Origin of the sequence: uncultured Negativibacillus sp. (assembly GCF_944388365.1) — a bacterium.
Lineage (GTDB): Bacteria > Bacillota > Clostridia > Oscillospirales > Ruminococcaceae > Negativibacillus.
The window spans coordinates 1-12,907 of record NZ_CALXIN010000053.1 but is presented as its reverse complement, the minus strand read 5'-3'; the positions used below and the strand labels follow the sequence as shown (position 1 = coordinate 12,907).

At 49.4% G+C, this 12,907-nt stretch carries 12 protein-coding genes; 3 read left to right on the top strand and 9 right to left on the bottom strand.

Going from position 1 to position 12,907, the window contains the following annotated elements:
* Positions 1-177: 177 nt before the first annotated feature.
* Entirely contained in the window at positions 178-1,488 is a 1,311-nt protein-coding gene (locus Q0L39_RS07880; protein WP_296628153.1) for a M18 family aminopeptidase, read from the bottom strand.
* Between the two features lie 247 nt (positions 1,489-1,735).
* A complete protein-coding gene (locus tag Q0L39_RS07875; RefSeq protein ID WP_296628152.1) occupies positions 1,736-2,872 on the bottom strand; it encodes a hypothetical protein in 1,137 nt (378 codons plus the stop codon).
* Between the two features lie 552 nt (positions 2,873-3,424).
* Between Q0L39_RS07875 and Q0L39_RS07870 the strand changes: the two genes are divergently transcribed.
* Positions 3,425-3,772, top strand: coding sequence for a type II toxin-antitoxin system PemK/MazF family toxin (locus tag Q0L39_RS07870; protein ID WP_296628151.1), 348 nt, complete (start codon positions 3,425-3,427; stop codon positions 3,770-3,772).
* Between the two features lie 102 nt (positions 3,773-3,874).
* Here Q0L39_RS07870 and Q0L39_RS07865 read toward each other — a convergent pair whose 3' ends face one another.
* From Q0L39_RS07865 to Q0L39_RS07855, 3 genes are all read right to left on the bottom strand, one after another.
* Positions 3,875-5,146, bottom strand: a complete 1,272-nt coding sequence (locus Q0L39_RS07865) for a glycosyltransferase family 2 protein (protein WP_296628149.1) — start codon at positions 5,144-5,146, stop codon at positions 3,875-3,877.
* Between the two features lie 235 nt (positions 5,147-5,381).
* Positions 5,382-5,852 (bottom strand): threonine/serine exporter family protein, encoded by a 471-nt coding sequence (locus tag Q0L39_RS07860; RefSeq protein ID WP_296628147.1) that lies wholly within the window; start codon positions 5,850-5,852, stop codon positions 5,382-5,384.
* A gap of 15 nt (positions 5,853-5,867) precedes the next feature.
* Positions 5,868-6,659 carry a threonine/serine exporter ThrE family protein gene (locus Q0L39_RS07855; RefSeq protein ID WP_296628146.1) on the bottom strand — a complete coding sequence of 264 codons (792 nt, stop codon included), beginning with the start codon at positions 6,657-6,659 and terminating at the stop codon, positions 5,868-5,870.
* A 243-nt stretch (positions 6,660-6,902) separates the two neighbouring features.
* On the opposite strand from Q0L39_RS07855, the gene Q0L39_RS07850 reads away from it, so the two are divergent.
* Positions 6,903-8,303: a polysaccharide biosynthesis C-terminal domain-containing protein gene (locus Q0L39_RS07850; RefSeq protein WP_296628144.1), complete on the top strand. Its 1,401-nt coding sequence runs from the start codon at positions 6,903-6,905 to the stop codon at positions 8,301-8,303.
* Positions 8,304-8,422: 119 nt separating this feature from the next.
* Here Q0L39_RS07850 and Q0L39_RS07845 read toward each other — a convergent pair whose 3' ends face one another.
* Both Q0L39_RS07845 and Q0L39_RS07840 read right to left on the bottom strand, forming a co-directional pair.
* Complete coding sequence (locus Q0L39_RS07845; RefSeq protein WP_296628142.1) at positions 8,423-8,788, bottom strand: BlaI/MecI/CopY family transcriptional regulator; 366 nt, start codon at positions 8,786-8,788, stop codon at positions 8,423-8,425.
* Positions 8,789-9,025: 237 nt separating this feature from the next.
* Complete coding sequence (locus tag Q0L39_RS07840; RefSeq protein ID WP_296628141.1) at positions 9,026-9,580, bottom strand: CAP domain-containing protein; 555 nt, start codon at positions 9,578-9,580, stop codon at positions 9,026-9,028.
* 241 nt (positions 9,581-9,821) lie between these two features.
* On the opposite strand from Q0L39_RS07840, the gene pap reads away from it, so the two are divergent.
* Entirely contained in the window at positions 9,822-11,321 is a 1,500-nt protein-coding gene (gene pap / locus Q0L39_RS07835; protein ID WP_296628139.1) for a polyphosphate:AMP phosphotransferase, read from the top strand.
* A 79-nt stretch (positions 11,322-11,400) separates the two neighbouring features.
* On the opposite strand, the gene Q0L39_RS07830 is transcribed toward pap, so the two are convergent.
* Both Q0L39_RS07830 and Q0L39_RS07825 read right to left on the bottom strand, forming a co-directional pair.
* A complete protein-coding gene (locus Q0L39_RS07830) occupies positions 11,401-12,366 on the bottom strand; it encodes an oligopeptide/dipeptide ABC transporter ATP-binding protein (RefSeq protein WP_296628137.1) in 966 nt (321 codons plus the stop codon).
* 3 nt (positions 12,367-12,369) lie between these two features.
* A partial coding sequence (locus tag Q0L39_RS07825; RefSeq protein WP_296628135.1) for an ABC transporter ATP-binding protein occupies positions 12,370-12,907 on the bottom strand: 538 nt, incomplete at its 5' end.

Below are 12,907 nucleotides of genomic sequence, written 5' to 3'. Positions count from 1 at the left end.
GGTCAAGGAACCAGGTGGTTCCTTGTGTGCTCTTTGTGAAACTTTCTTCACACAAGAAAGTTTCCGCGGGTGCGGGCCGCGGAGGCCCGCAAAGTTTAGCAGGGACTACCCTGCAAAGAAGCCTATATATAAAAAAAAAAGCTCCTGACTGCCCGTCAGGAGCTTTTTTAAACTGTATTATCTTACTTCGTAGTCGCCGTCGCAGTTTGCAATCACAGCACTGTCGTAAAATGCTTCCATGCCAGCGATCATGTAGTCCAGATCCAGTACGCCGGCAGTCTCGTAGCTCGAGTGCATTGCCAGCTGTGGCAGACCAATGTCAACGGTGTTCAGCGATACATGGGAGTTGGAAATGTTGCCCAGTGTGGAACCGCCTGCGATGTCCGAACGGTTGACAAAGTTCTGTACCGGAACCTGCTGCTCTTTGCACATGCTCTGGAACAGTGCAGCAGAAACAGCATCGGTGGTGTATTTCTGATTTGCGTTGTGTTTGATAACAATACCTTCGTTGAGGTATACCTGGTTGGTCGGGTCGGTGACTGCCGGATGGTTTGGATGCAGCGCATGTGCGTTGTCTGCCGACAGCATGAAGCTGGATGCAACTGCGGTGTAGTAGTCCTCCTCGCTTTTGCCCAGATTCATGTTGATGCGGTGCAGTACGTCATACATAAAGGTGGAATGTGCGCCCTGTTTGGTGCCGCTTCCAACCTCTTCGTTGTCGAAGATTGCACAAACCGAAACGCTCTCTTTGTGGCCGCCCTTGATGAATGCCTTCATCGAGGAGAATGCGCACTCCAGGTCGTCCAGTTTTGCACAGGACATGTACTCGTTGTGTCCGCCCCAGACAACTGGTTTGGTGCGGTTGTACAGGAACAGGTCGTTTGCGAGGATGTCCTCTTCCTTCACGCCGCAGGCCTCTGCAACCAGCTTGTTGAAGGTGTCTTTGGAAGCTGCATCGCCGAACAGCGGCAGGAGATTTACCTGTGGGTTGTATTTCATGCCGTCGTTAGCGGTGCGGTCCATGTGGATTGCCAGGTTCGGGATAACCAGCAGGTCGCGGTCGATGTTGACCAAGCGGGTCTGTACGCCCTTGTCGGTCTTGACCAGTACACGTCCGGCAACGGACAGCGGACGGTCAAACCAGGTGGAATAGATCATGCCGCCGTAGCGCTCGGTGTTGAGCTGAACATATTTGCCCTTGACCGACTGCTCCGGATTGTCTTTGATTTTGAATGTTGGGGAATCGCTGTGGCTGGCAACGATGTGGAAGCACTTGAAGTCCTTGGATGGAACCTTGAATGCAATGATGGAGGACAGGTTGCGGGTGACATAGTATTTGCCGCCCTCTTTGATCTCCCATTTTTTGTTTTCGCACAGTTCCTCAAAACCAGCGTTTTTCAGCTCTTTTTTTACATTGTCAATAACATGAAAGCAGCTTGGAGATTGCTCGATAAAGTCAAATAATTCCTGAACGGATTCTAAAGCCATAAGAATCTTCCTTTCCTTTGTTTTTTATATTGTAAACAAAACTAAGGTACTCACAGCTGTCAACTCCGTGAAAATTGACAGCGATTGCCACTTTCATTATAGAAGGTTTCCCCTTTTCTGTCAACCGCCGTACCCACAGAAAATCGCCTGCACGAGAAACGCCGCTCCCCTTCCAGAGCCTTCGGCTCCGGACACAAGAACGGCGTTCCTCACAGGATGGACTTTTATCTTCGATTATAAAAAGAGGTTATCTTTTTTTCTTGAGCAGAGCTGCGCCGGTCAGAGCTGCCACTGCTGCGGTTGCTGCAAGTGCTGCATAGTCTTCCGCACCGGTGTCAGGATTTACCTTGTCGCTGCCGCCCTGATAGTCGTTGTTGTCGGACACAGTGCCGGTGGATTCGTCGGACGGAGTCTGTTCGGATGGGGTTTCCGGCTGGGACACAAAGCTCTCATCAACGATGGTGCCGTCTGCCAGCTCCTTGTCGGTGATGACAAATCTGCCCAGGTTCTTTGTTTCAAAGGAGATGGTTTCTTCCTCGGTATCTACCACTGCATCAATCTTTTCGAGCTTGCCTCTGAGGTAACGATACACATAGAAGTTGCCGCCGAAGTCCTCCATCTCATCGGAAACGTCGATGGTCATGGTGCCGGTGAAGTAGAAGGACGGACCGCCCGGGAAGGAAACATACTTGAAGTTCTGATCCTCAAACTTGGAAGAGATCTCTTTGATTGCCTTTTCGTTGTGCAGCATGTTGACCGATTCCTGGCCGGATACACGCACCTCGTAGCGCCATACGCCGTTGGTGAAGGTCACCTTGTCGCCGTTGGTCATCTCGTCGAGCTCTGCGAACTGTTCGGTGGAGATCACCGGTGTTGCAGCATCAATAAAGACGTACTCGCCGTTTTCTGCACCTTCCAGTGCGGTTTCATTGATAGTCGGATAGCCGACGGTCAGGTTTGCTTCTGCGCTGCTGACAATCTGTCCATTGGAACGTTTTACCGCTTTGACAACGCCCTCGACCTCCACCTGTTCGGTAGGCCAGCCAGCCTCGGTCACAACCTCCAGCTGATAAACGTCGTCCTCTTCCTCTACCTTGAAGGAAGAGATGCTGTTCTGTCCGTTTTTGCTCTCTGCACGCAGTCTGACATCCTCCAGATGTTCGTCGGTCAGCGGAACGACGCTGCCGTCCTCCTGCTCGATGTACAGTGGGTAGGTGTAGGTCTGGCCTGGCTGCAGCAGTTCCTCAAATTTTTCCTCGCCGAACGACAGCTTGATCGCCTCGTCCGAGGTGACGTTGATTGCCTCGGCCTGCCGTGCAAATGCAGTCACGCTCATGCTGGATACTGCACATACTGCCAGAAACATGGATACAAATTTTTTCATTTTGAAATAGCCTCCTGAGAATTTTGATTTTTTACGTTTGTCCTTTCGTTAGGTCCTGAGGCTATTATAGGGGCAGGCAAGCTGTTTTTCAACCGGATATTTCTGGCAGCCTTTTTTCTGTTTTTATATAATTTATACTATGCAAAAGTGTTTTTTATCAATAAATTTATCTTTTTTGACAGAATTCTAAAACTATCCAGCTTCGTTCCCAAGCATCTGGAAGCTGTGCTGACCTGCCTCTGGCAGGGATGGCAGCATGCAGGAGATCGTGCAGAAATTTTCCTGCACGATAAAATCTCCTCCCCTGCTCCCTGCCTGCAAAATAACCTCCTCAAAGCGCGAAAAATACCATCAAAGTCACTTCCTTTTATCGGGCAAGGCATACAGTATATGCCGCAGCCTCCTATTTGGTCCAAGGTTTGGCGAACATTTTTTGACCTGCACCATAGGATGAAAGGGACGTTAAAATTTTTTCGATGGGTGATTAAGCCCGTCGAAGGTGGCAACAATAACAGCGAAGTCAAATCAAACCAAACGTCGGAGCGTGATACTGTGAAACGAGGAGACATTTACTATGCGGATCTGAGTCCGGTCGTAGGTTCAGAACAGGGCGGCGTCCGTCCGGTGCTGATCGTACAAAATGACGTCGGCAACCGTTACAGTCCGACAGTGATCGCGGCGGCCATCACCAGCCAGACCGAAAAATCCAAGCTGCCAACCCACATCGCACTGGATTCGCGCCACTGTGGGCTGACCCGCGATTCGGTCGTGCTCCTGGAGCAGATACGTACCATTGATAAACGCAGGCTCAAAGAAAAAATGGGCAGCCTGGATGCGGACGCCATGTCCCAGGTCAACCGCGCACTGTCCATCAGCTTTGGACTGGGCTCCAACCGCTGACTGTCTGCTGTCAACATTCTGCGCCTTCGGGAAGTATGCTCCCGAAGGCGCCTTTTGCATATAAAAAGGCTCTGTGTCCAAAGACACAGAGCCAATCAAAAACTATTTCATTTCTTCCACCGATTTTGCAACCGTATGATTGATTGGAGTCCACTGTACATTCTTGAACAGTGCCACAATCGAAATCGGAATATAGGTAAAGATGAAAATCGGGAAGGTAAAGATGTAGACGATCTTTTTCATCGCAGGCGCCTTGATCTGGCGCCACTCGGTGATAGTAGTCAATGCTCCCATCAAGAACAGCACAAGATAGAAGTTGACAAACGAGAACAGTACCGACTTTCCTGCAACCACAACCAGATCATCGACATAGTGCGGCTGGAAAATCGCTACCAACAAAAACGCAATGTTCATCAGCAGACAGCCCAGCGATACCAGAGAAGCCGGTGCGATGGTCATAAACATATCGTAGCAGGAAAATGGATGTTCTTTGCTCTTGAACAGTTTGGCAAGCAGTGCACGTCCATACTTCCAGATAACCTGATAGAAGCCTTTGGACCAACGCAGACGCTGTGCCCAGGACTGGCGGAAGGTGGTCGGCTGCTCATCATACAGCACTGCTGTGCCGCAATAACCGATGCGCTCACCTTCAATAGCATTGACAACCGAGAACTCGATATCCTCGGTCAGCAGGTGGAACTTCCAGCCGCCGTATTTCTGAACAATCTGGTTGCTGATCAAGAAACCGGTGCCCGAAATAGCACAGTTTGTTCCCAGCATCATACGGGCATTGTTCAGATATTTTGCTTCGCGCAAAAACCACAGCGAATAACCGGCGGTGATCCAGTTGGTGCTGTAATTCTTGGAATTGCGGTAGCTGGTGATGATCTGATACCCCTGACTGAATACAGAGTTCATCTCATCCACATAGTGCGGGTCGAGCAGATTGTCCGCATCGAAGATCAAAAAAGCATCATGATAGTTGTTGCCGTAATCCTGCGCAATGTGGCGGAAGGCAAAATCCAACGCATATCCTTTTCCTACCTCTTCTTTGTTGAATCGCTCATAAACGATTGCCCCTGACTGGCGTGCAATCTCTGCCGTATTATCTGTACAGTTGTCCGCTACAACAAAGATGTCAATGTACTTTTCCGGGTAGGTCTGGTTCTTGATGCTTCGGATCAGATTTCCAATGACCGCACTTTCATTTCGCGCTGCGATGACAACGCCAAAACGATGGAAGGTGCATGGGAGACACTGTTTGTTCCGATACCTTTTGAAAAGAACGACTGCAACATAAACAATCTGATACAAATAAAAAATCGTCAGAGCAATGAACACCAAAAGGTTGATTTGTAACACAAAATCTTTCATCACAATAACTCTCCATATCCTGTCTGAAGTATTCATGATATACGATTATAGAGTATAGCATGATTTGTTCAAAAAACAATACTATCTTTTTTAATTTTACGCCTTCTTTTTCACTTTTCAGCTTTTTGAGAAAATTTTTCGTAAAATCAAGGGAAAGAAATAGAAAATTCCTACAAACAGAGAACTGTTTTTTTGACGCAATCAGTGATAAAACGGTGAATCTCCTGAAAACAAACTAACTTTTGCGCTGCAGTTTTCGTTTTATTCTGGGATAAAGCTGCATCATATGAACCAGACGGACGATCGACGACACCACCAGCACTCCCACTGCCAGCGCTCCTGCAATCGCAAAGGTGTGCAGGCCCGTTTCGATAAACATCGACGTCTCGCCCGAAACACAGTATTCCATCGTATAATAAATGCCGCCTCCAGGAACCAGCGGCAGGATGCCGATGGTCAGAAATCCTGTGACCGGCGCTTTGAACACCCTTGCCATCACCTCGGCATAGGCCGAAACGATGATGGTGGAGATCAGGTACTGTGCAAGGTCGTTGCCCAGAAAGCTAAACATCACATAAAAAACCCAGCTGAGCATGCCGCCGGCCGCCGCTGCAATCATATGGGACAGCTTATGGAATTTAAAAATGAAGCAGAAGGAAAAGCACGCCATAAAGGTATAGAAAAAAACCGGAATGTTTTCAATCACAATACACTCCTCCTTCTAAACAGTTAAGAACAGATAGCGCAGCGTCGACAACGCCATACCGGCTCCCAGAGCAATGCCGGCCGCTACCATCAGCGATTCCACCAGCTTGATGATTCCGGCGATCAGATCGCCGCCCAGAATATCCCGCATAACGTTGGTAATTGCAATACCAGGCACCAGATTCATCAGGGTACCAATAATCATTTTATCATAATGGATGGTCCAGCCAAGTTGGGTGGTCAACAGCGAAAGCCCTGCTACCAGAGCACTGCCAAAGATATTTTGAAAAAAGCTGTTGGTATGAAAACGATCCAGCATGGTCATCAGCAGAAACAACAGAATGCCGATGAAAAAGGAGACAAACGAATCGTGAAAGGCGCCGCCGTAAAACAAGGTAAAGGAAGCTGAGATGGACGCTGTAAAAAACATCCTGGTCCAGAAAGAATAGTCCTTCTTTCCCATGATAGCATCCAGCGACTGCCGAATCTGCTCGAGCTTTGGCGTCTCGGAACAGACGTGCCGGCAAAGGTTATTGAGCCGGTCAATCCGGTCAAAATCCAGCGAAGAGCCGCGTACCCTCTTCAGTCGGGTGAGCGCATGTCCTGTTTCATCGTTGATGGTGACGATAATACAGGACGGAATGGAAAACACCTCCGCCTCGGGAAACCCGTAGGCCTCCAGCATCCTGCGAATGGATTCTTCCACTCGATATATTTCTGCTCCGCTCTGCAGCAGTCTCCAACCAATTTCAGTTGTTATTTCCAGCAGCTGATCATTGTTCATCTTGCCATCATCCTCATTGTTCATCGTTTCTGTCATCCATCCTTTTCCAGCATATAAACAAGGGTATTATAACATAAGATCACAGGTTTGCACATCACTTTTTCCCAAAAATATCTTTTTTCTTCCAACGATGCAGGGACACTTCTCGCCTTTTCTGTGATGAGTTTGAAAAGTTTTCGCCCGATGCGCGTTTCCTTTTCTTCCAAAAGATGCTATAATATCATTTGCTTACCAATTATTACTATCAAATAGTCAGGAGAAACCGTCTTGAACAAATACTGGAAACTGATTTCAAATACATTGATCTTCGCAATCGGCACCTTCAGCTCCAAGGTGCTGGTCTTTCTGCTCATGCCTTTATACACCACCGTTTTGACCGATGCCGAATACGGCACCGTCGACCTGATGGTACAGGTGGGAAACTTTCTGCTCCCGCTGGTGTCCTGCGGCATTGTCAACGGCATCATCCGCTTTGGACTGGACAAGTATTATCGCAAACGCGATGTCTTTACCACCGGCTTTCTGACCATCCTGGGCGGATTTGTCCTGCTGCTCATCCTGGAGCCGATCCTGGTCCACGTTCCCTATCTGAACGAAAACACCATGATGATCTACGTCTTTGTTCTGATGTCGTCGATGCGTTCGCTCTGTTCCCAGTTTGTCCGCGCCAAAGGATATGTCAAGCTCTATGCGCTGGACGGCATTCTCTCCACTGCCACCACCATCTTCTTCAATGTTCTTTACCTTGTTGTGCTCAAATGGGGCATCGACGGTTACATGCTGGCGATGATCTCGGCGGACACCCTGTCCACTCTGTTTTTGTTTTATATTGCCCGACTGGGAAAATATCTGCATATTCGCGGACTGCGCCTGTCCACCACTAGCGAGATGCTGCGCTACTCCATCCCACTGATTCCAAACTCGATTTTCTGGTGGGTCAACAATATGGCAAGCCGCTATATGATCGCTTACTTTATGGGCGAGAGCTACAACGGACTGTTTGCTGTGGCCTATAAAATTCCAACCATCATCGTCCTGATGTCCAACATCTTCATGGATGCCTGGCAGATTTCGGCTGTCAACGATAATCCTGCCAAGCGCTCCTCCTTCTTCACCCACGTTTTCCTGTGTTATCAGTCGCTGATCTGCACCGCCGCATCAGGGCTCATCCTCTTTTCCAAGGTGATTATCCTGCTGCTGACCTCCGATGCCTTTTATACCTCCTGGAAATATATCCCTCTGCTGCTGATCTCGACCATCTTCTCCTGCATGTCCACCTTCCTGGGCAGTGTGTACATGGTGGAGAAAAAGAGTATGCTCAACTTTGTCACCACCGGTGTGGGCGCTGTCATCAACGTTGTACTCAACTTCTTTTTCATCCCGATTTTCGGCGTCAACGGTGCTGCATTTGCAACCTTCCTGAGCTACCTCGTTGTTTTCCTGCTGCGTGTCATCGACACCAGAAGATTTATGCCGATGCACTTTTACCCTGTGCGCCTGCTGTTTAACACCGTGGTTTTGCTGGCACCGGCATTTATCATGGTCCTGGAAATCCGCGGATGGATCTTCTTTGAGATTGTGCTGACCGCTCTGATGATCATTGCCAATATGAGTGCCATCTGGGCCACCGTCTGTCAGGTTCTGTTCCGTCAAAAGAAAACAAGCTGAACCCAAAAAAGAAAGCCTCCCTGCCTGGAATAAGTCCGGCAGAGGAGGCTGTTATTTTACCATAATATTTCCCACGGAAGATTTCTGGACATTGTCCTCTTTTTTATTATCTAGAATAATTAGCGCTGGTATTCCTGTACTGCCTGCTTAATCTGTGCCAGCTCTTCATCGCTGACCGATTCACGGGAGATGAAGGACAGAATAAAGTCTTTGGAGCAGCCTGCAAAAATGCGGTTGCACAGATTTTCCAGCTCAGACTGCTGCACCTGCTGTTTGGTGACCAGTGGAGTAACGATAAAGCCTGGTTCCTGTCTTTCCAGTGCACCTCTGAGTGTCAATCTTTTGATAACAGTATAGGTGGTATTTTTCTTCCAGTGGAAGGCATCCTGCGAGTATGCTGCAAGTGCCGACGCAGAAATTGGAGCATGTTCCCAAATATACTCCATCAACGGATACTCAGCTTCTGAAATTTTTACACAGTTCATTTCAACACAACCTTTCTTTTGGAAAATGGTAAGTCCTTCTCACTGGCTTAAGTCTATCATCTTAGATGATGTATGTCAATCGAAAATCCAAAAACGTTTAGAATTGTTTACAAATAATGCAATTTTTATTGTTTTGTTTTTGACATTGTTCGTCTGAAACGGCTAAAAACTGCGCTTTGTTTCTATCTCTTCAGAACAAAAGGCAGACTGTTTTCTTCCAGTCTGCCTTTTGTCGATTTATTTTGCTTTATAAAACATCTGTACCCAGGTATAGCTGCCGTTTTTGTCCTTTGCACGTCCAAAACCGACGCTGTCAAAGTTTTCTCCCAGGATGTTTGCCTTGTGTCCTTTGGAAGCCATCCAGGATTTCATGGTAGAGGAAACGGTTGCCTGTTTCTCGTTGATATTTTCTCCCCAGTAGCTGTATTTTACGCCTGCTTCGTCCAAAGCTGTCGTCAGGCTCTTACCGTTTGGTCTGGTGTGGTCATACTTTTTCAGACATTCCTTGGCGCGCACCTGTGCTGCCTTGCAGGCATCCTCGTTGAGTTTTAACGGCTGCAGCCCTGCTTTTTTGCGTGCTGCATTGATGCTGTCCAGCATCTCCTGCTGCCATTCGCTCTCCTTTTGGGTGCTGCTTGCTTTTTTGGTGGTGCTCTTCTTTTCCTGTGCTGCTTCCTGCGTTGTTTCGGTCTTGGTGCCGCCCAGACGAAGCGAAGCTGCATAGGCGGATGTAGGCGCCATCGAAAAGATCATTGCCGCCGCCAGCAATGCTGCCAAATATTTTCTGTTCAAAGTGATTCCTCCTCTGTTCATAAAAAATTTCACATTTATCGTTGCTTCATGCCGACACAAAGTAGTAAAATAGTGACAAATGATGATTGTCTTTAGTATAGCCTATTTCTTTCTCCTTTTCAAGTCATAATTCAAAACAAATTGTCGCTTATGTGTACAATAATTAGAATTTCTTCTCAGGAGGGTTTTTATGTTATATCAAAAAAACTGTCTTGCACAATTTTCTTTTCAAAAGGTCCCCATGGATCGCAAAACAAAAAAGGAGCTCATTCGTACCAAAAGTGAACAGCTTGGTTCGCTGCAAACCAAGCTCAAGGAAAACAAGCTTCCGGTGCTGGTGCTGGTTGAAGGCTGGGGCACTGCCGGCAAAGGCAGCCGCATCGCTTCGATGATCCACGACCTTGACCCGCGATTCTTCCAGGTCATCTCGGTCTCCTCTCCTACTCCGGAGGAGCTTGCCAAACCGTTTCTGGCGCGCCACATGAAGAATATCCCTGAAAACGGCAAGCTGATCTTTCTGGACTCCGGCTGGATGGATGAAACCATCCGCGCGCTGGAAAACGGAGAGCTTAGTTCCAAAGAGTACGAACACCGTCTGGAGGAGATCCGCGTCTTTGAGCGGCAGCTGTGCGACAACGGTTATCTGCTGGTCAAGCTCTTTTTGCATATCGACCAGCAGGAACAGGAAAAGCGGATCGACGAACTCTCCCAAAATCCTGACACCAGTTGGCGCGTCAGCGACCACGACCGCTGGCAAAACCGCCACTACGACCGCTGCCTGAGAGACTTTGAGGACTATCTGCAGGCCACCAGTCTGCCTTATGCGCCGTGGCATGTGATCGACTCTGTCCACCGCAAGCAGTCGGAGATCGACTGTCTGACCATTCTCTGTGACAGCATCGAACAGGCCATCGCTCAAAAGCAGGCCGGCGTGCTTCCAGGCAGCCAGTCTGACCCGCAATATAACCCTTGCAGCAAGGAATTCCCGCTGATCGAAATGCCGCTGCTCAGCCAAATCCCGTTAAACCAGCAGATGAGCCGTAAGGAATACAAGGAACAGCTTAAATACTACCAGAAAAAACTCGAAAAGCTGCACAACCAGATTTACCGCTGGAAGATTCCGGTCATCCTCGCTTACGAAGGCTGGGATGCTGCCGGCAAAGGAGGCAACATCAAGCGCATTACCTCCGCACTGGACCCACGCGGCTACAAGGTCATTCCTGTCGCTGCACCAAAGCCCTATGAACTTGCCCGCCATTATCTGTGGCGGTTCTGGCAAAACCTGCCTAAAAAGGGACACATTGTCATCTTTGACCGCACCTGGTACGGCCGTGTCATGGTAGAACGGCTGGAAGGACTGTGCTCGGAAAGCGACTGGAAACGCGCCTACACCGAGATGAACGAGTTTGAACAGCAGCTGACCGACTGGGGTGCTGTCATCCTCAAATTCTGGGTGCAGATCGACAAGGATACCCAGCTTGCCCGCTTTGAGGAGCGTCAGAACACACCGGAAAAACAGTGGAAAATCACCGAGGAGGACTGGCGCAACCGCGAAAAATGGGACGAGTACGAAGTCGCCATCAATGAGATGCTGCAAAAGACCAGCACCGAGTATGCGCCATGGCACATCATCGAATCCAACTGCAAATACTATGCCCGCATCAAAGCGCTGTGTCTGCTGACCGAAGCTTTGGAAAAGGCGGTCAAGCAAGCTGAAAAACAGGCAAAATCCAAAAACTGATGATAACAAAGCAGAGGAGGACTTCCCGTGTGGGAAGTCCTCCTCTGCTGTATAACAGATACATATCTATCCCTATCCCTTACTGATCGTAAAGGTGACAGGCTACAAAATGATTTGGCTCGATCTCCCGCAGCTCCGGACGCTCCTTGGCACAGCGTTCGGTCGCATAGCGGCAGCGATTTCTAAAGCGGCATCCTGCCGGCGGATCAATCGGGCTGGGCAGTTCGCCGTTTAGCTTGATGCGCTGTTTTTCTTCCTCCACCTTAGGGTCTGGAATCGGAATTGCGGACAACAGCGCCTGGGTATACGGATGCAGCGGCTTCTGATACAGCGCCTTTGCATCGGTAATTTCGGCGATGGTGCCCAGATACATGACGGCGACACGGTTGGAGATATGTTTAACCATCGACAGGTCGTGGGCGATGAACAGGTAGGTCAGACCTTTTTCCTTTTGCAGGCGGATCAGGAGGTTGACAATCTGCGCCTGAATCGAAACGTCCAGCGCCGAGATCGGCTCATCGCAGACGATAAAGTCCGGTTCTACTGCCAACGCGCGAGCAATGCCGATGCGCTGGCGCTGACCGCCCGAAAACTCATGCACATAGCGGGTGGCATGCTCGGAGTTGAGTCCCACCGTCTCGAGCAGCTGATGCACCCGCTGGCGTTCTTCCTCCTTGCTGCTGCACAGCTGATGGGCTCTCAATCCTTCGGCGATGATGTCTCCCACCTTCATCTTGGGGTCGAGCGAGGAGTACGGGTCCTGAAAGATGATCTGCACTTCCTTGGTAAAGGCTTTTTTCTCCCTGCCTTTGAGCTTGTGCACATCCTTGCCTTTATAAAAAACCTCTCCGGCGGTACGGTCATAGATGCCGATGCAGGTTCGTCCGCAGGTGGTCTTGCCGCAGCCCGATTCCCCGACGATGCCCAGTGTTTCGCCTTTGCGGATAAAGAACGAAACATCGTCCACCGCTTTGAGCGTTCCCTTTCCTGATTTGAAGTATTTTTTCAGGTGGTTGACTTCCAAAATTTTCTCTGTGGATTCCATCGGTTATGCCATCCCTCCTGTCTTGTTTTCTGCCTGTTCTGCCAGCGGATGGTACAGCCAGCACTGAGCGGTGTGTCCATCCTCAAATTCAAACAGCGGCGGCTCGTACTGCTGGCAGACCTTCATGCAGCGACTGCATCGAGTGCTGAACGCACAGCCGTGCGGCGGGTCGATCATATTCGGCGGCGTGCCTTCGATCGACTCCAGCTGCTGGTCCTCCTCCACATCCAGACGAGGTACTGCACGAAGCAGCGCCTGAGTATACGGATGTCTTGGCTGGTAGAAAATATCGTAGTGCGTTCCGGTTTCCACCACCTTGCCCGCATACATGACCACGATCTTCTTGGCAATATCCGCGACGATGCCCAGGTCGTGGGTAATCATGATAATCGCCATGCCCATCTCCTGCTGCAGCTGTTTGAGCAGATCGATGATGTCCGCCTGGATGGTGACATCCAGCGCCGTGGTCGGCTCATCCGCGATCAGCAGCTTGGGAGAACATGCCAGTGCAATGGCAATCATCGCACGCTGACGCATACCT

Excerpts from the sequence above, each read along its gene's own strand:
- Q0L39_RS07875 (WP_296628152.1), bottom strand. The coding sequence starts at position 2,872 with ATGAAAAAATTTGTATCCATGTTTCTGGCAGTATGTGCAGTATCCAGC.
- Q0L39_RS07830 (WP_296628137.1), bottom strand. The coding sequence starts at position 12,366 with ATGGAATCCACAGAGAAAATTTTGGAAGTCAACCACCTGAAAAAATAC.
- Q0L39_RS07855 (WP_296628146.1), bottom strand. The coding sequence starts at position 6,659 with ATGAACAATGAGGATGATGGCAAGATGAACAATGATCAGCTGCTGGAA.
- Q0L39_RS07880 (WP_296628153.1), bottom strand. The coding sequence starts at position 1,488 with ATGGCTTTAGAATCCGTTCAGGAATTATTTGACTTTATCGAGCAATCT.
- pap (WP_296628139.1), top strand. The coding sequence starts at position 9,822 with ATGGATCGCAAAACAAAAAAGGAGCTCATTCGTACCAAAAGTGAACAG.
- Q0L39_RS07845 (WP_296628142.1), bottom strand. The coding sequence starts at position 8,788 with ATGAACTGTGTAAAAATTTCAGAAGCTGAGTATCCGTTGATGGAGTAT.
- Q0L39_RS07865 (WP_296628149.1), bottom strand. The coding sequence starts at position 5,146 with ATGAAAGATTTTGTGTTACAAATCAACCTTTTGGTGTTCATTGCTCTG.